The 20,766-nt window shown below is 64.9% G+C and carries 25 protein-coding genes and 3 pseudogenes; 16 read left to right on the top strand and 12 right to left on the bottom strand.

Translation table 11 applies throughout. The features are described 5' to 3' along the window. Positions 1-30: 30 nt before the first annotated feature. The 5 genes and pseudogenes from merA to DC31_RS00105 all read left to right on the top strand — a co-directional run bounded on the left by merA (position 31) and on the right by DC31_RS00105 (position 5,272). Positions 31-1,451 (top strand): annotated as a pseudogene (gene merA, locus DC31_RS00125) (mercury(II) reductase). Positions 1,452-1,502: 51 nt separating this feature from the next. Continuing rightward, a complete protein-coding gene (gene merB / locus DC31_RS00120) occupies positions 1,503-2,165 on the top strand; it encodes an organomercurial lyase MerB (RefSeq protein ID WP_036275655.1) in 663 nt (220 codons plus the stop codon). Positions 2,166-2,486: 321 nt separating this feature from the next. Continuing rightward, complete coding sequence (locus DC31_RS00115; RefSeq protein ID WP_051606254.1) at positions 2,487-3,014, top strand: TlpA family protein disulfide reductase; 528 nt, start codon at positions 2,487-2,489, stop codon at positions 3,012-3,014. Between the two features lie 3 nt (positions 3,015-3,017). Beyond that, positions 3,018-3,935 carry a cytochrome c biogenesis CcdA family protein gene (locus DC31_RS00110; protein ID WP_036275654.1) on the top strand — a complete coding sequence of 306 codons (918 nt, stop codon included), beginning with the start codon at positions 3,018-3,020 and terminating at the stop codon, positions 3,933-3,935. Between the two features lie 359 nt (positions 3,936-4,294). Next, positions 4,295-5,272 carry an arsenic resistance protein gene (locus tag DC31_RS00105; protein ID WP_200872836.1) on the top strand — a complete coding sequence of 326 codons (978 nt, stop codon included), beginning with the start codon at positions 4,295-4,297 and terminating at the stop codon, positions 5,270-5,272. Here DC31_RS00105 and DC31_RS16665 read toward each other — a convergent pair. The 5 genes from DC31_RS16665 to DC31_RS00080 are packed head-to-tail and all read right to left on the bottom strand — an operon-like array spanning position 5,241 to position 9,387. After that, the gene (locus DC31_RS16665; protein ID WP_152545290.1) at positions 5,241-5,798 is read right to left on the bottom strand and encodes a hypothetical protein; all 558 of its coding nucleotides are present in this window, start codon (positions 5,796-5,798) and stop codon (positions 5,241-5,243) included. The genes DC31_RS00105 and DC31_RS16665 overlap by 32 nt on opposite strands. A 5-nt stretch (positions 5,799-5,803) precedes the next feature. Continuing rightward, positions 5,804-6,091 carry a hypothetical protein gene (locus DC31_RS00095; RefSeq protein WP_036275649.1) on the bottom strand — a complete coding sequence of 96 codons (288 nt, stop codon included), beginning with the start codon at positions 6,089-6,091 and terminating at the stop codon, positions 5,804-5,806. After that, entirely contained in the window at positions 6,031-7,923 is a 1,893-nt protein-coding gene (locus DC31_RS00090; protein ID WP_036275647.1) for a hypothetical protein, read from the bottom strand. Before DC31_RS00090 ends, DC31_RS00095 begins: the two co-directional genes overlap by 61 nt. After that, positions 7,916-8,272, bottom strand: coding sequence for a helix-turn-helix domain-containing protein (locus DC31_RS00085; RefSeq protein WP_036275645.1), 357 nt, complete (start codon positions 8,270-8,272; stop codon positions 7,916-7,918). Before DC31_RS00085 ends, DC31_RS00090 begins: the two co-directional genes overlap by 8 nt. Next, entirely contained in the window at positions 8,269-9,387 is a 1,119-nt protein-coding gene (locus tag DC31_RS00080; protein WP_051606252.1) for a tyrosine-type recombinase/integrase, read from the bottom strand. The genes DC31_RS00085 and DC31_RS00080 overlap by 4 nt, the downstream gene beginning before the upstream one ends. Before the next feature lie 58 nt (positions 9,388-9,445). Between DC31_RS00080 and DC31_RS20045 the strand changes: the two genes are divergently transcribed. The 6 genes and pseudogenes from DC31_RS20045 to DC31_RS16645 all read left to right on the top strand — a co-directional run bounded on the left by DC31_RS20045 (position 9,446) and on the right by DC31_RS16645 (position 12,491). Next, the gene (locus DC31_RS20045) at positions 9,446-9,682 is read left to right on the top strand and encodes a Y-family DNA polymerase (protein ID WP_081813638.1); all 237 of its coding nucleotides are present in this window, start codon (positions 9,446-9,448) and stop codon (positions 9,680-9,682) included. Positions 9,683-9,716: 34 nt separating this feature from the next. Beyond that, positions 9,717-10,367: pseudogene (locus DC31_RS20040) on the top strand (DinB/UmuC family translesion DNA polymerase); the annotation flags it as partial. A gap of 80 nt (positions 10,368-10,447) precedes the next feature. Continuing rightward, a complete protein-coding gene (locus DC31_RS16650) occupies positions 10,448-10,639 on the top strand; it encodes a DUF4113 domain-containing protein (RefSeq protein ID WP_160173180.1) in 192 nt (63 codons plus the stop codon). Positions 10,640-10,677: 38 nt separating this feature from the next. After that, on the top strand, positions 10,678-11,109 hold the full coding sequence (locus DC31_RS00070) for an HD domain-containing protein (protein ID WP_036275637.1): 432 nt from the start codon (positions 10,678-10,680) through the stop codon (positions 11,107-11,109). Positions 11,110-11,209: 100 nt separating this feature from the next. Then, positions 11,210-11,827, top strand: coding sequence for a hypothetical protein (locus DC31_RS00065; RefSeq protein ID WP_036275634.1), 618 nt, complete (start codon positions 11,210-11,212; stop codon positions 11,825-11,827). Positions 11,828-11,954: 127 nt separating this feature from the next. Then, the gene (locus DC31_RS16645) at positions 11,955-12,491 is read left to right on the top strand and encodes a hypothetical protein (RefSeq protein WP_051606248.1); all 537 of its coding nucleotides are present in this window, start codon (positions 11,955-11,957) and stop codon (positions 12,489-12,491) included. 76 nt (positions 12,492-12,567) lie between these two features. On the opposite strand, the gene DC31_RS00055 is transcribed toward DC31_RS16645, so the two are convergent. Together DC31_RS00055 and DC31_RS00050 are read right to left on the bottom strand one after the other, a co-directional pair. Then, positions 12,568-13,044, bottom strand: coding sequence for a DNA polymerase (locus DC31_RS00055; RefSeq protein ID WP_036275631.1), 477 nt, complete (start codon positions 13,042-13,044; stop codon positions 12,568-12,570). A gap of 213 nt (positions 13,045-13,257) precedes the next feature. Further along, positions 13,258-13,569 carry a hypothetical protein gene (locus DC31_RS00050; protein ID WP_036275629.1) on the bottom strand — a complete coding sequence of 104 codons (312 nt, stop codon included), beginning with the start codon at positions 13,567-13,569 and terminating at the stop codon, positions 13,258-13,260. A 50-nt stretch (positions 13,570-13,619) separates the two neighbouring features. Between DC31_RS00050 and DC31_RS18300 the strand changes: the two genes are divergently transcribed. Beyond that, the gene (locus DC31_RS18300) at positions 13,620-13,781 is read left to right on the top strand and encodes a hypothetical protein (protein WP_160173179.1); all 162 of its coding nucleotides are present in this window, start codon (positions 13,620-13,622) and stop codon (positions 13,779-13,781) included. 128 nt (positions 13,782-13,909) lie between these two features. Here the strand turns inward: DC31_RS18300 and DC31_RS00045 are convergent, their stop codons facing one another. From DC31_RS00045 to DC31_RS00030, 4 genes are all read right to left on the bottom strand, one after another. Next, complete coding sequence (locus DC31_RS00045) at positions 13,910-14,500, bottom strand: hypothetical protein (protein WP_036275628.1); 591 nt, start codon at positions 14,498-14,500, stop codon at positions 13,910-13,912. Next, a complete protein-coding gene (locus tag DC31_RS00040; RefSeq protein ID WP_036275626.1) occupies positions 14,497-15,075 on the bottom strand; it encodes a hypothetical protein in 579 nt (192 codons plus the stop codon). Before DC31_RS00040 ends, DC31_RS00045 begins: the two co-directional genes overlap by 4 nt. Positions 15,076-15,358: 283 nt before the next feature. Next, entirely contained in the window at positions 15,359-15,550 is a 192-nt protein-coding gene (locus DC31_RS00035; RefSeq protein ID WP_036275619.1) for a hypothetical protein, read from the bottom strand. A gap of 133 nt (positions 15,551-15,683) precedes the next feature. After that, a complete protein-coding gene (locus DC31_RS00030; RefSeq protein WP_036275616.1) occupies positions 15,684-16,202 on the bottom strand; it encodes a hypothetical protein in 519 nt (172 codons plus the stop codon). A 635-nt stretch (positions 16,203-16,837) separates the two neighbouring features. Between DC31_RS00030 and DC31_RS18570 the strand changes: the two genes are divergently transcribed. After that, positions 16,838-17,146: a hypothetical protein gene (locus DC31_RS18570; protein WP_036275614.1), complete on the top strand. Its 309-nt coding sequence runs from the start codon at positions 16,838-16,840 to the stop codon at positions 17,144-17,146. Positions 17,147-17,149: 3 nt separating this feature from the next. Here the strand turns inward: DC31_RS18570 and DC31_RS00020 are convergent, their stop codons facing one another. Continuing rightward, the gene (locus tag DC31_RS00020; RefSeq protein ID WP_036275611.1) at positions 17,150-17,986 is read right to left on the bottom strand and encodes a hypothetical protein; all 837 of its coding nucleotides are present in this window, start codon (positions 17,984-17,986) and stop codon (positions 17,150-17,152) included. Between the two features lie 307 nt (positions 17,987-18,293). Between DC31_RS00020 and DC31_RS00015 the strand changes: the two genes are divergently transcribed. The 3 genes and pseudogenes from DC31_RS00015 to DC31_RS00005 form a co-directional block, all read left to right on the top strand. After that, entirely contained in the window at positions 18,294-19,316 is a 1,023-nt protein-coding gene (locus DC31_RS00015) for a hypothetical protein (RefSeq protein ID WP_152545288.1), read from the top strand. Positions 19,317-19,398: 82 nt separating this feature from the next. Further along, complete coding sequence (locus DC31_RS00010) at positions 19,399-20,415, top strand: hypothetical protein (protein WP_152545287.1); 1,017 nt, start codon at positions 19,399-19,401, stop codon at positions 20,413-20,415. Between the two features lie 64 nt (positions 20,416-20,479). Further along, positions 20,480-20,766: pseudogene (locus tag DC31_RS00005) on the top strand (helix-turn-helix domain-containing protein); the annotation flags it as partial.

The following is a 20,766-nucleotide window of genomic DNA, read 5'->3' as shown; positions in this document are numbered from 1 at the left end:
GCAGGAATCCAAGTGTTGACAGGAGCAGCGATGCCTACGAAGTACGACCTCGCCATCATCGGATCGGGCGGTGGCGCGTTCGCCGCAGCCATCCGCGCAACCACGCTCGGCAAGTCGGTGGTGATGATCGAGCGGGGCACGTTCGGCGGCACCTGCGTGAACACCGGCTGCGTGCCGTCGAAGGCGCTCATCGCCGCGGCGGACGCGCGTCACGTCGCGGCGGACGCTTCGGGGCGGTTCCCCGGCATCGCGACGACGGCGGCACCGGTGGATATGCCGGCGCTGATCGGCGGGAAGCAGGACCTGGTCGAGGGCTTGCGGGGCGAGAAGTACGTCGACGTCGCCGAATTCTACGGCTGGCAGGTGCGGCAGGGCGAAGCCTCATTCGCCGGCACCCCCGATACGCCTCTCCTCGCGGTCACCGGGAACGATGGCATCGCCGAGACGATCGAGGCCGACCAGTACCTGGTCGCTACCGGCTCCCGCCCCTGGGCCCCGCCGATCGACGGGCTGGAGGAGGCGGGCTACCTGACCTCCACGACGGCGATGGAGCTGACCGACGTCCCCGAGTCTCTCCTGGTGCTCGGTGGCGGCTACGTGGCGCTGGAGCAGGCCCAGTTGTTCGCCCGGCTCGGGTCGAACGTGACCCTGCTGGTGCGCTCTCGCCTGGCGTCCAAGGAGGAGCCCGAGGTGTCCAAGGCCCTGGCCGAGGTCTTCGCTGACGAGGGCATCCGTGTGGTGCGCCGCGCGGTCCCGACCCGCGTCGCCCGCAGCGCCGACGGGCAGGTCGTCGTGACCGCCGACGTGTCCGGCGGAGCGCAGGAGTTCCGCGCCGACCAGGTACTGGTCGCCCTCGGACGCCGCCCCGTGACAGACTCCCTGAACCTCGGCGCGGTGGGGGTGAAGACCGGCGACGCCGGGCAGGTCCTGGTCAGCGACCAGCTGCAGTCCTCGAACCCGCGGATCTGGGCCGCCGGCGACGTGACCGGGCACCCCGAGTTCGTCTACGTCGCCGCCCACCACGGCACGCTGGTCGCCGAGAACGCCTTCGCGGACGCCGAGAAGTCGGTGGACTACGCCCGGCTGCCGCGGGTGACGTTCACCGGCCCGGCGATCGGTGCGGTCGGCATGACTGAAAAGCAGGTCCTCGACGCGGGGATCCGCTGCGACTGCCGGGTCCTGCCGCTGGAGTACGTGCCTCGCGCCTGGTGAACCGGGACACCCGCGGGTTCATCAAGATGGTCGTCGACGCCGACACCGGGGAGATCCTCGGCCTCACCGCCGTCGCCAAGGACGCCGGAGAGCTCGCCGCGGCCGGAGTCCACGTCCTCGGCAAGACCGTTGCGGAAGTCGCGGATGCCTGGGCCCCCTACCTGACCATGGCCGAGGGCATCCGAATCGTGGCCAAGTCCTTCACCACCGACGTCTCGAAGCTCTCCTGCTGCGCGTGAGAACCGCCGCGACAGCACACCGCCCGCATTAAGAAACTGGAGGAACCCGCAATGTCCGACCTCAGCACACAACTGCCGAACCGGTTCGACCGACCTGAGGAGACCGGCCTCGACCCCGGCCTGCTCGTCCCGCTGCTGCGACTGCTCGCCGACGGCGACCCCGTCACGATCGAGCAGCTCGCCGTGGCCGCGGGCCGCACCCCCGATCAGGTGCGGCGCGGGCTGGCAGCAGCGCCGGACACCGAGTATGACGAGCAGGGCCGGGTCGTCGGCCAGGGACTCACGTTGCGCCCCACCCCGCACCGGTTCACCGTGTCAGGAGAGGAGCTCTACACCTGGTGCGCCCTGGACACCCTGATCTTCCCGGCCCTTCTCGATCGCCCAGCGCGCGTGGAGTCGGTCTCCCCGGTCAGCGGCAAGACGATCCACGTCGTCGTCGATCCAGCCGCCGGCGTCACCGGCGTCGAGCCCGCGACCGCCGTGGTCTCGCTGGTGAACCCGGAGCAGATCACCTCGATCCGTTCCTCCTTCTGCAACCAGGTGCACTACTTCGCCTCCAATGACGACGCCGCCACTTGGCTCGCCGAGCATCCCGGGGCTGAGACAGTGCCGGTAGCCGAGGCCCACCGGATCGGCATCGAACTCACCACGCGCCTGCTCGACCGGGCCCAGGCCGAGATCTCGGCGGCTGACGACTGCCACCGCTGCTGCTGACGCGACCGACCCCCGAGGAAACGAGAACACCGATGACCACCAGACGTGACCACCGACCCGGTGGCGGCCTGCTCCTCGGGGCAGGAGCAGTACTGCTCCTGGCCCTCTGCTGCGCGCTGCCGATGCTCATCGCCGGCGGCGTACTGGCCGGCGTGGGCGGGATCCTCGGCAACCCCTGGGTGATCGGCACCGGCATCGCACTCGTGGCGCTCGTCGTGCTCGTCGTCGCCCTCCGCCGCACCCGCAGCGACCACACTGACCACGACTGCTGCCCGCCCACCGAATCCGCCCCCCGCACCGACCCGAGGACGACCAGAACCGATGATGACCTCCCTCACCCGCCGCGCGACGCTCTCCCTCGCAGGCGTCCTGCTCGCAGGGGCGCTGACCCTGACCGCCTGCGCCACCACCGACGCGCAGCCTTCCTCCGCAGACCCCGGCTCACCCGCGACCGTGACCAGCATCGACGGCCAGCAGGTCAGCCTGCCCGCCGCAGGGAAGCCCACCGCGGTGTTCTTCTTCTCCGTCGGCTGCGGCGAATGCGTCGGCGGCGTCCGCTCCCTCGGCGAAGCCGCCACCAGTGCGGAGGAGAACGGCACCGAGGCCGGGTTCCTCGCCGTCGACATGGATCCGGGCGAATCCAAGGAGACCATCGAAGGCTTCATGGAGTACGTCGAAGCCGAGCACGTCCCCGCGGCCATCGACGAGGGCGCAGCCCTGTCCCAACGGTTCGAGGTCGCCGCACTGTCCACTCTCATCGTTGTCGACGCCGACGGTCGGGTGACCTTCCGCGCTACCGATCCCGACGCCGAGACGATCACCGCCGAGCTTGAGAAGGCCGGGGCCTGAGCCATGGGCGGACTCCTCGCCCTCGCCTTCGCGGCCGGCATGATCGCCCCGGTCAACCCCTGCGGCTTCGCGTTGCTCCCGGCTTGGATCACCCATGCGCTGGGCGACGCCGCCGCCTCCCCGGCACCCGTGCGCCTCCTGCGGGCACTGCGGGCGGGCCTGGCCCTGACGATCGGGTTCGCCGGCACGCTCGCACTGGCAGGCGTCGCGGTGAGCGCCGGCGCTCGGGGCCTGATCCAGGCGGCTCCAGCGATCGGCCTCGTCGTGGGCGTCGTGCTCGTGCTACTCGGCGCGGCGATGCTCGCCGGCCGCTCGTTCTCACTCCGACTGCCCAGCATCCCCGACCGGGCCACGGAACGGCTGCCAGGCACTGCACGCATGGTCGTCTTCGGGGTCGGCTACGCGGCGGCGTCACTGTCGTGCACGTTCGGCGTACTTCTCGCGGTCATCGCCCAGGCCCAGGCCACAGCCAGCTTCGCCGGCATGCTCCTCGTCTTCGCCGTGTACGCCGCGGGCTCCGCCACCGTCCTACTGGTCGTCGCCGTGGCCGCCGCCGCGGCGGGCTCGGCGCTCTCGCGACGCATCACCGCACTGGCACGCTACGGCCCCAAGATCACCGCCGCGGTCCTCGTCCTGACCGGGGCCTACCTGGCCTGGTACTGGTACCCGGCAGCCACCGGCGACGCCCCCGCCTCCGGCCGCACCGATGTCGTCGCCGCAGTCGCCACTTCGGTGTCGGACTGGGTCCAAGGGCACATCGGTGTCGTCGCCGGAGCGTCTATCGCAGCCGTGCTCGTCGTGCTGCTGATCGGGATCCTCAACATGCGCCGCCGCGCCTTCAGCCAGAAGACCGAGGGAGACTGCTGTGACGCGGATCCGTCGCGCTCACTGAGAACACCAAACGACACGAATCCGCTGTAGGAGCGTTCTGTCACGTTGGGGAGGAACCGGGCGGAGACCTCGCCTCCAACGCCGTCGCCTGCTCGGAGGAGTGCGGTTCGGGGCGCGCCTCCCCGCCGCGAACTCCGCGGGCAGCGCCAGCACTCATCCCGCCGTCCAGGTTGCTGCCGACACGATTGCGGTCGCCTGACGGGTTGGCGTCTAGGGATCGGGAGGGGCATGCCGACTCGTTCGTCAGTCCAGCGGCCTGTCGGGCGCGGTGTCGACGAGGGCGGCGAGCACCGCGGTGTGCGCTTGGGGAAAGGTGACGGTCATCACGACCGCGTCCGGGCCTCTGTGAATGTGTAGGTCAAGCACGCGGGATCTCTAGGCTGGTGGGCATGAGCGCAATGGTGGAGTGGTGGGAACGGCACCAGGTGGCGCTCTATGTCGCCGCGATCGGTGCCGGCATCGCCATCGGGCTGATCTTCCCGGCAGTCGCGCCGGTGCTGTCCGGGGCGACGAATCCGGTGCTGGCGCTGTTGCTGTTCGCGACGTTCCTTGGCGTGCCGCTGATCGAGGTCGGTCGCGCGTTCCGCGACTTCCGGTTCCTCGGGACCGTGCTGGTCGTCAACTTCGTGGCCGTCCCGCTCATCGTCTTCGGGTTGTCGCGATTCGTGGTCGATGATCAGGGGCTGCTGATCGGGGTGCTGCTGGTGCTGCTCACCCCGTGCGTCGACTATGTCATCGTGTTCACCGGCCTCGCCGGCGGTGCCCGTGCCCGGCTGCTGGCCGCGACCCCGCTGCTCATGCTGCTGCAAATCGTGCTGCTGCCCGGCTATCTGTGGCTGTTCGCCGGCGGCGACACGGTCGCCCATATCGACCTCGAGCCGTTCGTCGAGGCGTTCCTGATCCTCATCGTGATCCCGCTCACCGCGGCCGCGATCGTGCAAGCCCTCGCCCGTCGCCATCGAGTTGGGCGGGTGATCGAGGAGGTCTTCGCAGCGGCGATGGTGCCGCTGATGATGGCGACCCTCGCCGTCGTGGTCGGCTCGCAGATCGCCGGCGTCGGCAGCCAAGCCGTCGCCTTGCTCCGTGTCGTGCCGCTGTATGCGGCGTTCCTCGTGCTCATGCTGCTCATCGGGGTCGCTGCGGGCCGGGTGGTGCGACTGCCGGTCCCGGAGACCCGGGCCGTGGTCTTCAGCGGCGCGACCCGCAACTCCCTCGTCGTGCTCCCGCTCGCCCTCGCCCTCCCCGGCCCGCTCGCGATCGCGCCGCTCGCGGTGATCACCCAGACCCTCGTCGAACTCGTCGGGATGGTCGTGTTCCTCCGACTCGTTCCCGCGCTCACTCCTGTGCGAGTCGACACGAAAAGGTGATGATCGGGTGCGCAGCGGTCAGGTCGCCGCCGTCCTCGAATCCGCATAGCCGGCCAGTAGTGCGCTCACCGTCAAAGGTTCGGGATGGGCATGCCGATCCGTTCGAGGACCGCGGCGGCGTATGCGTTGCTGTTCGCGCCGATCGCGTTGGACCACGCGATTGCGAGGTGATGTCCAGTCCGGTCAGTCGGCTGAGCACGACGGGTGGGAGTTCCTGCGCGAGAGCGATCAATGCGCTGGTGCGCGCCAGTCGCGGCGGGATGCCGACGGCGCGGAGCCGCGCGTTGAGCGTGTCGGGGGCCATGTGATGGCCGGCGCGGGCTCCTGGATAGACCCACTCCTGCTCGATGCTCTCCACGAACATCCGGGGCGCGGTGCGGTTGCCGGCCGCTCCAGCAGCGGCCGGTGCAAGCTCGGCGGGAAGCACGAGAGGTTCCGCCCCGAGACGAACAAGCACTGTGTCCTCGGTCACGGTGACGTCCTCGGCGCGCAGCTGGACGATTTTCGCTGCGCGGATGCCGAACATGAGCATCAACCTGCGGCGAACTTCGTGTGCGGATCGATGGAGGCGTCGGAGGTGACGTCGGCGAACAGCCGCCAGCGTTCGTCGTCGCTCAGCGCCTGCGGATTCAGCGTTCCTGACGGCGGCCTCGGGGCGACGAGGCGTCGAGACGCGCCGTCTCGTCCCGCCCATTTCAGGAAGTGGTGCAGGAACGGGCGGGCGCCGCCGGTGAGCCATTCGTCGACGTCCGCCTGGGTCAGGGATGCGAGGGAGCCTCCTCGGGAATGGATCCATGTGAGGAGCTCGATGATCCCCATGATCTCGATCCGTCGCCAGGACAGTTGCCCGGAGCGGGAGGCATCGTGTTCCGTCGTAGCGCGCGAAGGTGTCGCCAGCGCGCGTATTGGGTGACGGTGCGTCGCTCGCCTGGGTCGGGGATCTCTGCCAGCACGTCGGGGAGCCAGAGCTCGAACCGGGCGAGTAGTTCGTCGCGGGGTGGAAGCATCTCGTGGTCGATGAGCACGGACCGCACTGCTCGAGTCTGGTATTCGGATCCGGCCTGGTCGAGGTAGGCGTGGGTGCGCAGGGTCGGGTCTGTGAGCACCAGTGTGATCAGGGTGCAGGCGACGGTGCCGCGCTCGAAGGCGTGGATGATCTTCGACGGCGCGCCCTGGAACCACCGCTCTCGCAGGTGGGCGATGCGAGTGTCGGAGGCCGCGAGGTCGTCGGGGATCATCTCGCGGATCATCTGGTCGGCGCGGCAGCGTGGGCAGAGCTTCGCGATCAACCTTGTGACGGTCCCGCAGTTGGTGCAGGGGCGGAAGGACTCCGGTTGGCGGGGATAGCAGAGCGGGCAGAACGGGCGACCCTCGATCCGGCCGTTCACGATCCGGTCGTCGCCGCAGCTCGTGCAGGTCTCGATGATCGGCGCAACGCAGGCCCAGCAGAGATATCCAGAGCCGTCCTCGGCGCGTCGGTGGCGCAGTCGGATCTCCCCGCAGCTCACGCAGGGTTCGCGAGGGTTGGAGCACTGTTCGCAGGCTGCGCGTGCGGTGCCGGGCCAGCGGCATTGCCGCTCGTTCCCGCAGATCGTGCAGATGTCGACGCTCGCCTCGTCACTGCAGGGCTTGCAGATCGCCTTCGCGCTGCCATGGAACAAGCAGGCGGTGATCGCCCCGCAGACCGTGCAGGTGTCCAGCTGTGACGAGCCCCGACAGGTCGAACAGAGCGGGCCGTCAGGGCTCCGGTAGGCGATCAGGCGATGGTTCCCGCAGCGCACGCAGACGGCGTTCTCATCGGGGAGCTTGTTCGTGCAACGCTGGCAGATCCGGCGACCATCGGAGAGCAACCGCTCCAAATTGGTGACGTCACCGCAGCTGTCGCAAGGGCTGTGGTGTGCAATCCGGTAGCAGCGCCGGCAGCTCACCCGCCCCTCGACGCGTTCGGTGAGTGTGCGCGTGGTCCCGCAACCCCCGCAGCGGCGCTCCGGGAGGCGCGCGCCCTGCTGGTGCAGCAGATCGTAGAAGGTGCCGAACAGGACCGATCCCGTCGCGGGCTCTGCGAACCAGTCCTCGCCATGCACCCGCAGTTCGAGCAGGAGGCGGACCCGGCGGTCTCGGCCGGCAGCCGCCATCTGCGTGAGCGCGTGGCGGATGATTGCGGCCGCGACCCGGCGATGCCGGCGGACCTCGTCGATGATCCGGTCGGACGCGTCAGCCTTCATGTCGACCCAGCAGCGCTTGCAATACGCCGTCTCGCCCGGCCCGGCCTGCAGGCGGCGCGTCTGACCGCAACGATCGCATCGCCCGGTCCTGGCAGCGAACCGGCGAACGCAGGGCGCGCAGATCCGGCCCGTCGTCGTCACCTGCAGGAGCTTCCGCTGAGCTCCGCACTGCGCGCACCCCGGCGGCTGAACGGTGCGCGCTCCCGCCTCGTGAAGGCGCAACAGCAGACTCGCCAGCGCCGGCGGGGTCCGCGGGTCCGCGGCCGTGAGCAGCCTCGGAGTCGCGGTCACGAGGTCAAGGGTCCGGCGAGCGACGGGCAGCTGCCGGAACGACACTGTCACGATGTCGGCGATCCGTTCGTGGGGGAGCGTGCGTTCGACGGCGGCGATCTGTGCGGTCAGAGCGGCGAAGACCGGGTCACGCATCCGGCGGAAGAATCCGGGCCCTGCGCGGCTTCAGGCCGGAGTCCCGGAGCCGTTTCGTCGCCGAGTCGCCCTTCTCCGGCGCGGCGTCGGCCGTGCCGGTCGCCGCGACTGCGCCGCCGAGGACAACGCGGGGCGCGAGCTCCTCGAACGTGCAGTCGAAGATGTCCAGCAGCGCCACCAGCGCCTGCATGTTCATCCGCTCCGGCTTCTCCGCCGCGAGCCGGTAGACCTGACTTGTCGACAAGTAGACACCGCGCTCTTCCAACAGCGGGACCAGCTTCGTCGTGGAGAACATCCCCGCCGCCGCCATCACCTCCCGCAGCCTCCACTCAAACCCAATCAATCTCATCGCCCTGCTCCTTCCTCATCGCTCGGCCTCAGCCGTGTCCGTTCAATCGCCTGACTCATCATCGTGTTCATGTAGTCAGCGCTCACCCCGGTGTAGATCGCCGTCGTCGACTGATGCAGATGCCCGACCTGGCGTTGCACGAACGCGGGATCGACGCCCGACTCGATCAGATGCGTCACGTAGGAATGACGCAGCGCATGCGGCGTCAGAACCTCATCCAGGCCAAGTGCTGTCCGGTAGGTGGCGAACCTCGTCTCGAGCTCCCGAGTGCGGAGCCTCGTGCCGCGTTCCGACAGCCAGAGCGCCGTCGAGCCGTCACGAACCATCAGTGGGCGCACCTGCTCGACATACTCCTGGAGAGCGTCGACCGCCCAGTCGAACAACGTCACGACGGCGCGCCGCTTCGGTGGTCCGCCGCGCGAGGATTTCCCGTGACGGATCTGCATCACCCCGAACTCCCCGAACTGCGGTGCCTTCGGGTTCCGGTAGAAGTCGGTGATGTCCAGCCCGACCGCCTCGCTCGCGCGCATGCCCCAGGCGTAGACGACCTTGAAGAGTGTCGCGTCCCGGAACGCCGGCAACGCACCCTTGCGGTGCTCGTCCAGCAACCGCGACACCTCCGCATCCGCATGATCCAGGAGGCGCTGCAACTCAGACCTGGTCAACGGGCGTCGGCCGGGCTTGCCCTCGTAGTCCTGCAGGTGCGCGAGCGTGTTCCACTCATGACAGACCTGAACCGGATGCGTCCCGAAACGCTCCATGCACTCGGCGACCCAGCCGTAATGCGGCGAACAGACGTAATTGCAGAACGTGCGGACTGCACCCTGATACGACCGGATCGTCGACGCCTCCACCTGCCTCTGCGACACCAGCAGAGTCATCCACTCGTCGAAGTCTCCCGCCGACCACTCCCACGGCTTCTTCCCGGCGTAGGCCTCGAATCTCCGCACCACGCCCAGCGCCCGAGCCACCGAGTCCTCCCTGAGCCGGCGGCCACCGACCTGCTGCATCCGCCACCCCTCGAGCATCGCGTCAAAGACGGCTTCGTGGGCGTTAAGGAACGACACCCCGCTCGCGAGATACAACGACGACGCACCATGCGGAATCCGACCCATCGACAATCCAATCCATCCGTATAACGCTCTAATCATGCATTAAACGCGAACCCTGAGGATGGACGCAAGACTTCCCCGCGGAATGTTGCGCGGTAGATCGAACGCACCGATAGTGTTTCCGACACAGACGACGACTCGGATCCTGCATCGGATGCAATACCGCGGGGAACTGGACTTGACGGCACTCTCGTCGAATTATGAGCTCTATCAGGATTGCTCAAACAGGGTCATGGAAATCCTGTCACGCTTCACCCCCGACTTAGAGCAATACAGCATCGACGAGGCATTTTTTTGAAGTGAGCCCCCGGATCGCGAAAGATCCTGATGCGATGACAGCCCTCGGCCGAGACATCAAAGACACCCTTCGTTGGCTGGTGGGGGTCCCGGTGTGCGTTGGGATTGCTCCCACGAGAACTCTTGCGAAGCTTTCAAATAAAACGGCCAAGCGCCTCGAGGTGTTCGATGGAGTGTGTGTGTGGTCGTCGACCAGACCCGAGTGGCGTCATGCGCTCATGTCTCGACTGCCTGTCTCAGAGGTGTGGGGCATAGCCTCGCGCCTGGAACGTCGTCTGGCCGGTATTGGCATTCGGACGATCGCAGATCTCGCGGCCGCGGATCCCGTCCTCATTCGCAAGGCATTGAATGTGGTGGTGATGCGGACCGCGCTTGAGCTGCGGGGAGTGCCGGCGATCGTCGCGGAGGAGGACCGCACCGGGAAGAAGGATCAGCTGATCGTGTCGCGTAGCTTCTCGGAGAAGATCACTACGCGCGATGGGATGCGCCAGGCGTTGTCGATCTACGCGCAGCAGGCATCCACCAGGCTGATGAGACATAAGCAGGTGGCGAAGATCCTCACCGCGTTCGCCGGCACGAGTCATTACACCGAGCAAATCCGGTATCCAACACAGATGGTTCGGCTGCCTTTTCCGACTGCAGACCCTGTGGAGCTCACCCGCGCAGCTCACCGGCTACTCCCTCAGATCGAAGAGGGTGTCCGGTGGGCGCGCGCCGGCGTCATGCTCACGGATCTTCGGCCGCAGCGGTTATTCAGCCGTTGGAGTTGTTTCGTCATCCACATGAAGACGCCGGCATCGCCACCATCATCGACCAGGTGCAGAAGAAGGCTGGCCGGGAAGTCCTCGGACTCGGCTGGGGTGGCATGCGCCCTGGCCCTTCATGGCAGATGCAGCGCAGCATGCTCTCGAAGCGAGCGACCACGCACTGGGATGAGCTCATCGTCGCCCGAGCCTGAGCCTGAGCAATGTCGTACCCCCTCCCTAAGATGAAGGTATGAGGGGACGCATCATAGAACAGGCTGAAATCATCGCCCGAGCTGCGCACGTCGACCAGGTGGACAAGAGCGGGCATCCCTACATCGAACATCCCGCCCGGGTAGCTGCCCGGGTGCGAGGTGACGAGCTGCTCGAGGCGATCGCATGGCTTCACGATGTCGTCGAAGACACGGACGTGCAGCTTTCAGACCTCCAGCAACGATTCCCGCTTGAGGTGACCGACGCTGTCGATGCTCTCACCCACCGCGCCGGGGAACCGCGTGTGGACTACTACGCTCGCGTTCGTCGCAATCCTCTCGCGCTGCTGGTGAAGCAAGCAGACATCGACGACAACACAGACCCGGCCCGCATCGCCCAACTCGACGAAGCGACCCGCACCCGTCTCGCAGCGAAGTATGACGCTGCTCGGAAAGCCCTCGCTCGTGTGTAGATCATGCGACGAGGGGGGACGACGGTGTCTGGATCACCGACACCTGCGGGCGGTCGACGTCGACGACATTCGCCCTGCAGCAACGGAGGATGCTCCGGACGTGAATTGGGGCGATCGTCCGGCATCGACCGAGGATCTCTATGACCAGTACGGGTCAAATGTGGCCGGCGCCGCAATCGCCGAGCTCGAGCGCGTAGCCGCCATCGAACCAGAGATCACAGCGGCGATCGTCGCCGCTGCACCGCACGACTGTCGAATGCATAATCTCGAATTTCGGATGAAGTCACCATCATCACTCGCAGGCAAGATCGAGAACAAGATCCTCACTGACCCCTCTCAAACGCCACGCGAGATCACCGCTCATCTCACCGACTTCGTTCGGTACACCGTCGTTGCGCCGACACCGGATCGCGTCACCGATGCGGCACGCGAAACCCTCAGCGAGCTGAAGGCGAAAGGTTGGGACGTCAAAGAGATCGAGCACTCCTTCGTCGACGGCAATCCATACAAGGGACTGCACTCGGTCGTCGTGCACCACAGTGAGTCCGATCAGGACGTCGAGATCCAGTTTCACTCTGAGGCTGGAGCGGCGGTGAAAGACCAGTACCACCACGACTACGAGACGCTGCGCGATCAGGGTCAGCCGTACGCGGAGCGCTCTGTCGCTTTCAACACCATGGTCGCAGCCTGGAACGAGATACCAACCCCACCAGGCTGATCGACTTGCACATCGGCGACGTTGTGGCTGTTGAGAAGGCCTACGGTCCGCCCACGCCTCCCGCACGCCCTACTAAGACAAGCTAAGATGAGCTAAGATAAGAGTGTAGAGAGAACGGAGGACATTCATGAACCTCTACCTGGTGCGCAACACCACTGGTGACGCCATCTGGATTGCGCACGAAGACGACGAAATGCGTATCTGGAGCTATGTCCCGAACACGGGGAAGTTCCATCTGAACCAGGGTCTCTATCTCGATTTCTTCTTTGAACACAAGAACACCTACGAACCGATCACCGTTGCTGCAGCGCAACAGGCCATTCGTGATGGCATCGGCAAGCTCGATGGCCGCACGCTCAGTCACCTGATCGAGCGCTTTCAGGCAGACCCGAGCGCCCGCACTGTTGAAGACGTTCTTGGCGCAACGCCGATACCTACAACGCGTCAGCAAGCCAGCGCCCGTGCGCGCGCCCTCGCTGCAGCACCCGCGGGGCAGTGGATGACGTGGAAGAGCTATCCCCGCGAGAGGAAGCAGCTCGCGCATGTCGCAGTGACTGACATCCGATCCGGCAAGGTTCGCGCCCTCCGCGAGCTCGGCAAGGTCGACGTGCGTCTTGAGGACGTCGATGACCAGGTTCAAGTGCTCGTAGCTCGAGCCTCATAGATCCGCACCGCACACAAGGAGAGGGCCGGCTGCTTAACGCATCCCGGCCCTCTCCTTGTGTGCAGCAAGCTCTCAATTAAGCCTCAGGCAGCCGCACACCTCGGTAGATGAGAACCGCGCGGAGAACAGGATGAGGGTGCTCCTCAAACAGCCGCTGTAGCGCGGCAGTTGCAACAGAGGGGCCTCGGGACGTCTCGGCAGACGCGGGGAGTTGGAGATCTCCGAACAGGATCTCCTGCAGCTGCTTTCGGTTCTCCAGGTCAACCTCGCGACCCAACAGGCGTGATACCTCCCGCGCTGCCGCGAGCGCGTGGGTGTCGATCGCGGTGGCGCGGACCCGGCCCTTTTGGTTTTCGCCGGCGGTGCGTCGGCCGGCGATGAAGACGTCTGCTTCTAAGCGGTTGAACAGGGGTGTGCGGACGCGACGGGGGGTGATTGGGTCTGGGAAGCCGGGGATGTACTGGCCGCTGGTTGGGGTGCCGTACTTGTATGCGGTTTTGAGGGTGACGTGGAGCTCGCGTGCGATGTAGGCGTAATCGACGACCTTGTCCATGTCGATCTTGATCGGTGCAGGCGTTGTGATTTCGGCTGCGCCTTCGCGGCGGTGGGCGGCGATGTAGCGGTCCGCGTCGCTCGGCGAAACAGCGGCGAGCGCTGTTTGGGGTTCACGGGCTTGGGGAAGTCGGTGTGCCGGTGGCGGTATTCTCGGGCGGCTTTGGTGTGGAGGAGTCCGAGGCCGGCGGCGATGTATTCGTATCCGACGAGGTCACGGCTGGCCATGGTTGTGCTCCTGGTGGTTGGTGAGGGATGGGTGGGCGTGGATGGTGGGTCGGCGCCAGTCGGCGTGGGTTTCCTCGAGGTCGCTCGAGGTGAGGATCAGCCGGTTGGGGTCGGTGGTGCCGCGGTTGAGGCGTTCGCGGATGGTGATCCCGAGGCGGTCGATGTATCGGTGCGCGGGGGAGTCGGGCCAGCCGTCGTGGGTGCTGCAGATGTCGATGTAGGCGAGCCGGGTGCGTTCGATCTGCAGGATGAGGTCGTCGACGAGTGTGGGTGTGAGGAGTTCGGCGCGGGCTGCCACTGATAGCTGTTGTTATCGGTGGGGGATGCGGCGAGCGCGGTGGTGAGCATTTGGCCGAAGGTGTCGGCTGCGGTGACGAGTGCCTGGGGGTTGTGCTTCAGGTCGTCGTTGTCGGTGAGGCTGGCGATGGCGGCGGTGACGAGGAGGTCGATGCCGTCGTGGTGCATGTGCATCAGTGGGTTCCCTTCGTGATCGGTGGTGGGGTGCGTTGATCAACGAGAGAAGCGGCACCCGGCTGGAGCTGTTGCGAAATGTCAGGTTCACAACATGCAGGGACCACCGTTCCGCGCGAGGCGGGGGTGCTCGACAGCCGGGTGCCTTGGTTGATCATAGTGAGATTTCAGGTTTTGGGGTTCGTGAGCACGTGCATGGTGCTCACGTCAGTGATGGGGATGAGGTTGTTGGTGCTGTCGATGCTGCCGGTGGGTTTGCTGGTCCTCACGGTGAAATCGTCGCCGTAGGCGCTGCGGTTTCTCTCGACGGTTCGGATTACTCTTCGCTTCCAGGTGTGGTCGGTGTCGTCTTGAATGACGACGTGTTTCCCTTCGTCGCTGAAGCTGACTGCGGTCGGTTCAAAGAGAATGTCGAGGATGGCTGAGATCGGTCTTGCGGTGGCGTGCGCGGTGGGGCGGTCGCCGAGGAGCCGCTCGAATCGGGTTGGTGTCGTGGTGTGCACGTCGTTGTCGACCCGGAAGTACAGGGCAGGTGATGCGAGGTGAGCGGAGTAGCCGTCACCCCAGAGGGAGACGCGGGAGGAGGATCCCGTCTGGGATATTTCCTGGATGCCGCCAGAGGCGATTGTGTTTTCGTCGATGGCTAGGACGAACTCCCCGGGCGCGAGGTCTTCTACCGTCACGGGGTTTCCGAGGGCACGGAGATCGATGCCGAGTTGAGCGGCAAGATTCAGGGGAGCTCGGGCGGGGATTCTCATTTGGTTCCTCCGGATATCGTGAGGGCGGTTCGAGCGTCGGTGTCGTCGTCGTGAGGGATGTCGATTCCGAAGATGGACTCAGGTGTGGGGCGGTTTGGGGAGCAGGTGAGGATCGTGCCTGCGGCGAGCGCTGTGTGGTCACTGTCGATTCCGTTGGGAGTGGTGCAGTAGAGGGTGGCTTCGTGTCCTTCGAGGCCCGCGTACTGGTCGCTGTCGTCTTCGTTGACGTTGAGGAGGATGTCGAGGTTGTCGGTGAGTCGGATTCCATAGCCGCCGCGGTTGAGGGGGCTGATTGAGTCGATGGTGCCGGTGGCTTCGATCTGGGTGTGGGTGTTGGTGTTGGTGACTCGCGGGGTGATGAAGCCGGGAATGATGAGTCCCAATCCCACGATTGCGATCGTGGTGCCGGTGATCCAGGCCCAGGCTCTTCGTTTTGTGGTGCGTGTTCCTTTGTCGCCGGCGATCCAGGCGGTGGCGAAGAGGCCGCCGAAGAGGATGAAGAATCCAACGACGAGAGCGCCGATGGCGAGTGGGTTTGCATCGTCTGATGTCCACGTGGTGGTGATGAGGTCCATCAGGAATCCTTAGGTGCGTCGTGGTCGGCGGAGTCTTGGGGTGTGCCGTCGGGGGTTGATGGGTGGCCGGCCGGCGTCTTCCCAGCGGCTGATGGCTGCCCAGTCGTGGGGGTCGTTTGGTGGGCGGGTGTAGCTCGCCATCATGGGGTCCTCCTCTGGTGGGATGCGGCGAGCGCCGCCCCAAATCGTTTTTACTGTGAACCTGACATTTACAGTCTAGCGGGTGCCACTGACATTGGGAACCCCTGAGGGCGGATTTTCTCCGCCATTTCGGGGTGATCGGCTAGGCGTCCTCGACCTCCCAGATGGTCGTGTTGTAGGTACTGTCCGCGTCTGCGCCGATGCCGTAGATGCTGCCTTCGTCGGCGTCGGTGAGCCACGTTCGGAGGTTCTCGGCGATCTCTTCACGCGAGGCAAATTTTCCTGATTCGCGTTCGATTTCGACGTTGACTTTGAAGCTGAATGAGTGAGCCATGGTGCGCCTTCCCTGTCGATGGGGATGCGGCGAGCGCCGCTCCCGTTCTGTATCTGTGAACCTGACATTTACAGTCTAGCGGGTGCCGCCGACATTTGGAACCCGGGGAGGGGAACCCCCTCCCCGGGCGTGCTCAGGATTCTTCGGTGCTGTACACCTCCGTTTCGAGGATCTCCAGCGATCCGTTGCGGGCCGCTTCGATCAGGGCGTCGATGGAGAAGTCTTCGATGGCATGGTCGCCCGCTTCGTCGCCATCCGAGCCGCGTGCGCTCACGTCATAATCGATGGTGAGGCGCAGTGTCACGTCGTAGTCGCGCTCGCGGCGAGGGCCGTTCATGGCCTCTGCAATGCGGTCGTACTCCTGGCAGAAGTCCGCTGCATCTGCGATCCGTCCGGCACGCTCCCAGAACGTGGTGAGGCGGAAGTCTCCGCCGTCGGTGATCTGCTCGTGACGGATGGTGGCGAGCGTCTGGTCGCGCTGCGCGATCATGGCATCGCGCTCTGCGATCACTCGCTGCGCTTCGGCAAGCTCGTTGCGCGCGCGATCCAGCTCGCCGCTGAATCCGACCCGGCGATCAGTGACTGTCGGTGCCTGGGGGAGCGCCATGGCGCCCTCTCCGAGTCCCGCCGTGGTGGTGGTGATGTCTGTCATGTCATCCTCCATTGTTAGTTGTGAACCTGACATTTACAGACTACGGCGGGCCACCGACATTAGGATGCGGAGCGTCTCGCCAAGGTGCTGTACGTTGCTGGCGGGCAAGGGAGAGAAAGAAGCCATCTAGTGAGCGACACACCGCAGCCGGCTGGCGCTCTCGTCGACGCGCCGAAGCCGTCGTAGATGAGGATGTGCAGCCGGTAGGGAGCGCAGCTGGTGAAGTATCGCCGTACGAGTTGCCCGGCCGGGCCGGCTCGTGAACGCCCGCAAGCACGACGTGGGCACTACGCGCTCAGGCTGACCGGAGCGCCGTCGACGACCCGACAGGCGACCGTTCTGAACATCGCTCTTGTCCGCCGCGCGGTCATTTTTGATAAGAAGCCCAGGGCAACGAGGGCGGGCACGTCGAGCTGGTGCGCGAGTTGGGGCAGGGGGAGCCGATTCGGTTCACCAGGACGGCTCAGGATCGCGCCTGAATCTGCTTGATCCGCTCATCGTGAACCAGATCGGGATGCAGGCACCTATCGGCTGCTGCACGCGATCGTGCGTATCGCGCGCGACGGGGGTACAGCTCGACGCCTGGGGCCAAAAGGCCGCTCGCACAGTCCTGTCCCAGACGCTCGCCTCATTCGATGAGGACCGTCGCAACGCCACACTGGCTGACATCCTTCCGCGGCGACGATGCCGAACAGCGCCCGCCCCATTGGTGTCGTCGTGTCGATCAGGGGCTCGGGGGGACTGACGGTATTCACCTGGCGCGCGTCGAGATCCAGCAACGTCTCAATCAGGCCGCGCTTGGCGGACGCCCGAGCGTGATGACGCCCGAGCGGATCGTGACCGCCGAGCGGATGCGCGCTGAGCGGCAGAGCTGGGAGAGCATTGGGCGCGTACTTGGTGTGGGAGCATCCAGGGTCAGGCGAGCTCTCGCAGATCCGCAGTGACCGCTAGGCATCTCGGTAGTGGAGCGGCATGAGTGGGGAGTGAAGGTCCAGTTTTGGAATCTGCGTCCCGAACTTTGACCAGCGTCCGTTGCAGACATGCAGACCCTCTGTATCGGTAGTGCCGCCGTACTGGTAGATGAGCCATAAATGTAGATCGGCGAGCGGCGGATTGAGCCGTGGAGGCAACATCTCGAGCAGGATCGGCGGGAGCGCGTAGTGACTGAGCGCTGCCGTCAGGTTCCCGGGCGGACCGAACGGGTACATCACCAAGTGCTTGTTTGGGTACCCGCTCAGCTTCTCAGCGAGCGCCTGCACGCCGCCTCGATGTTCCGTGTCGATAATGTGCAGCGACCGCCGTACCAACCTCCATGGATCTTCCGGAGACGGCGCGTGCACCACAGGCCAGCTGATTTGATGAGGTTCAACGTTCGAGTGTCGGCAAACCTGAACACACATCACTCGGATCCCGTCATCGTAGGACCGCAGACCGAGAATCGGATCGGGGTTGTTCCCCTTGAGCAACTGCTCTCCATCGTGTGACAACCAGTGGTAGTCACACCCGGCTTCCGCTGTCCACCGGAGAACGTCCGCTTTAATGCTGTGGCGTACGCCCTTGGTGACACCACCCAGCCTCGGGTACGGAATCGTCACCCATACACAGTGAGGTAGTCGCGACTCATCTAAGGGATCGAGGTGCTGTTCCGCCTCCCGAACGGCGGGCAAAGAGGTCGTAACCACCTCTGCCACGTGCTTCCTGTCTGCCGACAGTAGGTCCGGCATGCTCGACCTAGAGCCGTCGTCGTAAAGGAGGAACTCCAGTCCCAACTCGCCGGAGAGCATGAGCCTGGCGTGCTCCTCTTCTCCCGATCTTGACAACCGTCTCCCCTTTCGTGGCGCCATCGACTGAGGACATCCCATCTAGTCTGGCTCACGCAGGCGTGCACTGACCCTCGAGCACTGCGCCGGACGAGGTCGCCCGGCCGCGAGCCTAGGGATCTCGAACGCAGAGCGATTCGCTCGTTACGGGCGATAGTCTCCTGCATCGCTAGGCTGTTGCCGGAGGTGCATGTTGAACGCAACACCAAACACCCGGGATGACGTCTTTCTGGACCCGCGCGACCTGAAGCTCGATCTTCAGAATCCGCGCATGCCCGATTCGCACTTTAATGACGAGCTGGAGGCGATCCTTTATCTCGTGGACACTGCCGATGTCTCCGAGCTGGTGCAGTCAATCACTACCTCGGGGTGGTTCGACTACGAGCCCCTGATAGTCCTGAGGGACTCTCGCGTCGTCGTCGAGGGCAACCGCCGGATGGCAGCCCTCCGAATCATTGGCAGTCCCGAGCTGCAGGCGGAATCTGGCATCAGCGTCCCTGAAGATGCCGCCCCCTACCCCGACGAGGTTCGCGTCCGGCTCGTGGAGTCGAAGCGCGAGGCGCGCAGCTTCATCGGCTTCAAACACATTAATGGAGCCTTCAAGTGGGACTCGCTAGCCAAGGCGAGGTTCGCGGCGGAATGGTTGGCTGACGAACCAGATGTGAGGAAGGTGAGCCAAGAGCTCGGCGACAATCACAGCACGATTTTGCGTCTCGTGAATGGGTGGAGGGTGCTGGAGCAGGCCGAGGACGAGGGCCTGTTTGACCGTTCGAAGAGCGACAAGCGGGTGTTCGCTTTTTCTCACCTCTATACCGGACTCACGCGACCCGGCATGCGAGACTACCTCGAACTCGAAGCCGGCGAAGATGGGCTCCTCCCGGAGAAGCCCATCAAACAAGCGAGATACCAGGAGCTCCGCCGCGTCACCTCTTGGCTTTACGGGCAGCCCGGCGAACCGTCGATTATCCGAAGTCAGAACCCCGACCTGAAGCGGCTTGTCGAGGTACTCGCCAATTCTCGGGCGCTCTCGACTCTTGAGCGCACTCGAGACCTTACGAAGTCCTACGACGAGGCGGAAGACAAGACCGCTCGCTTCGCCGAAATCGTGTACGGCGTGGTCGACGACCTGGAACAGGCATTGGTCTTAGCCAGTCAGGGATACGACGGTGACAGCGAGGTTCGAAAAACCGTGGGGGACATCTCCCGCACCGCCCGAGCGATCAACTTGCTTGTGAAGCAATATGACGAACAGCAAGCCGCTGCTCTTCGTGGGGACGACGAGGAAGATGACTAAGGTCTTCACCCCGACTGATTCTCGCGCGCGCATTGCGGACTGGGTGGAGCTACAAGCCTTGATCTCGACGCACCCTAGGAAGGTGACGAGCTCTCGTTTAGTGCGGGCGGTGAACATCATCGATGACCCTGTTCGCGATGACGACGATGAGGACCGTGAGGGCGATGTCGAACTCGACGACGACCTTCGCGGTGATCGCGGGATCCTGAACACTGTCGATGAGAACCTGTCGCTGCGGGTCTTTGAAGAGCTGGAGTTCCGATCCAACGCTCTAGGTGATAGCTATCCATTTGTTCTGGAGGTCGTCGGTCAAAACTGGTTCCTGATCCGACGCGAGCGACCCTTCCAGACCCCCGACGGGTTCGCCCATCTGTTCTACGTGGCTGCGTTACTCATCACTGCAATCAAGTATGAGTACGTGACGATCGCCGAGGACCACGAGCTGCGAAAAGCTATGCCCGAGCTGATGCAGGTCATGGCCGTTCTCGTGGCCGCGGAGTATGTCCACGGCGACGTCTATTGGATGGGCTGGCCCAGGCCTGACGAATCAAGCAAATTTCTCGATGCTCTGAACCGCTTTATCTCGCGGATCTCCGTCGGCCGTTTGATCTCCTCGAACCCGGCTTATGACCCCGCGGTCGTCAAGGATGGCTCGGTCGACCTCATAGCCTGGCGCTCATTCAAGGATGGCAAGCCGGGCAAGACGGTGCTGTATGGTCAGGTCGCATCCGGCAAAAACTGGCGCTCAAAACCGCTAAACGCCACGATGGATCCGCACTTCGTCGGATGGTTCCAGAATGGCCCCACGAGTGAGCGCCTGCTGTCCATGTTCATTCCGTTCATGCAACATGAGGACTGCAAGCCGAAGAAGGAGCAGGTATACGACGATCTGTCGCTCGCCCTCGCAGAGAAGGATGAAAGGGCGATGGGGATCATCTTCGACCGCCTTCGGATCACCGAACTTGCGTCGGCGGCGAACGAGAGACTGATTGAACTTAGCGGATCAACTGGTATTGACTTCGTCGCCTACGTCGCCCGCATCCACGCGTGGCAGGACGAGTTACTAGCTGTAGTTCCTCGGGAGGTTGTGAACGCGTGACATAGGGAAGACCTCCGGCAAGGATGTGGGTTACCACACTCGCATCTCTAAACCGGAGGTCTCCATGACACACGCTAATGCTCCGTTGACTCCTGAGGGGCGCCGGCGCCTTGCCCTGTTGATAACTCAGGATGGATGGTCGCTTCGCCGCGCTGCGGAACGGTTTCAGTGCTCGCCGGCGACAGCGAAACGGTGGGTGGATCGGTGTCGGGCTGGGCTGCCGCTGACGGACCGCAGCTCGAGGCCGCGGAGGTCACCGAGCCAGCTGCCACGCAAGACCGAGCGGCGCATCGTCGCGTTGCGGCTCACGCGCGGTGGGGCCCCGCACCGGGATCGCGTATCACCTGGGGT

This window comes from Microbacterium sp. CH12i (genome assembly GCF_000685355.1).
GTDB lineage: Bacteria > Actinomycetota > Actinomycetes > Actinomycetales > Microbacteriaceae > Microbacterium.
The sequence above is the reverse complement of the archived record's forward strand: the minus strand, read 5'-3'. Positions and strand labels throughout refer to the sequence as shown.

What these genes read in the sequence shown, in the direction of transcription:
- DC31_RS16645 (WP_051606248.1), top strand. Translation starts at nt 11,955, where the DNA reads ATGAACCTCTACCTGGTGCGCAACACCACTGGTGACGCCATCTGGATT.
- DC31_RS00015 (WP_152545288.1), top strand. Translation starts at nt 18,294, where the DNA reads ATGCCCGATTCGCACTTTAATGACGAGCTGGAGGCGATCCTTTATCTC.
- DC31_RS00030 (WP_036275616.1), bottom strand. Translation starts at nt 16,202, where the DNA reads ATGACAGACATCACCACCACCACGGCGGGACTCGGAGAGGGCGCCATG.
- DC31_RS00085 (WP_036275645.1), bottom strand. Translation starts at nt 8,272, where the DNA reads ATGAGATTGATTGGGTTTGAGTGGAGGCTGCGGGAGGTGATGGCGGCG.
- DC31_RS00080 (WP_051606252.1), bottom strand. Translation starts at nt 9,387, where the DNA reads ATGGGTCGGATTCCGCATGGTGCGTCGTCGTTGTATCTCGCGAGCGGG.
- DC31_RS00110 (WP_036275654.1), top strand. Translation starts at nt 3,018, where the DNA reads ATGGGCGGACTCCTCGCCCTCGCCTTCGCGGCCGGCATGATCGCCCCG.
- DC31_RS00020 (WP_036275611.1), bottom strand. Translation starts at nt 17,986, where the DNA reads ATGCTCTCCGGCGAGTTGGGACTGGAGTTCCTCCTTTACGACGACGGC.
- DC31_RS00105 (WP_200872836.1), top strand. Translation starts at nt 4,295, where the DNA reads ATGAGCGCAATGGTGGAGTGGTGGGAACGGCACCAGGTGGCGCTCTAT.
- merB (WP_036275655.1), top strand. Translation starts at nt 1,503, where the DNA reads ATGTCCGACCTCAGCACACAACTGCCGAACCGGTTCGACCGACCTGAG.
- DC31_RS00115 (WP_051606254.1), top strand. Translation starts at nt 2,487, where the DNA reads ATGATGACCTCCCTCACCCGCCGCGCGACGCTCTCCCTCGCAGGCGTC.
- DC31_RS00090 (WP_036275647.1), bottom strand. Translation starts at nt 7,923, where the DNA reads ATGCGTGACCCGGTCTTCGCCGCTCTGACCGCACAGATCGCCGCCGTC.
- DC31_RS16665 (WP_152545290.1), bottom strand. Translation starts at nt 5,798, where the DNA reads ATGTTCGGCATCCGCGCAGCGAAAATCGTCCAGCTGCGCGCCGAGGAC.
- DC31_RS00040 (WP_036275626.1), bottom strand. Translation starts at nt 15,075, where the DNA reads ATGGACCTCATCACCACCACGTGGACATCAGACGATGCAAACCCACTC.
- DC31_RS00055 (WP_036275631.1), bottom strand. Translation starts at nt 13,044, where the DNA reads ATGGACAAGGTCGTCGATTACGCCTACATCGCACGCGAGCTCCACGTC.
- DC31_RS00045 (WP_036275628.1), bottom strand. Translation starts at nt 14,500, where the DNA reads ATGAGAATCCCCGCCCGAGCTCCCCTGAATCTTGCCGCTCAACTCGGC.
- DC31_RS18570 (WP_036275614.1), top strand. Translation starts at nt 16,838, where the DNA reads ATGAGGACCGTCGCAACGCCACACTGGCTGACATCCTTCCGCGGCGAC.
- DC31_RS20045 (WP_081813638.1), top strand. Translation starts at nt 9,446, where the DNA reads ATGGACGCAAGACTTCCCCGCGGAATGTTGCGCGGTAGATCGAACGCA.
- DC31_RS00070 (WP_036275637.1), top strand. Translation starts at nt 10,678, where the DNA reads ATGAGGGGACGCATCATAGAACAGGCTGAAATCATCGCCCGAGCTGCG.
- DC31_RS00095 (WP_036275649.1), bottom strand. Translation starts at nt 6,091, where the DNA reads ATGGGGATCATCGAGCTCCTCACATGGATCCATTCCCGAGGAGGCTCC.
- DC31_RS00035 (WP_036275619.1), bottom strand. Translation starts at nt 15,550, where the DNA reads ATGGCTCACTCATTCAGCTTCAAAGTCAACGTCGAAATCGAACGCGAA.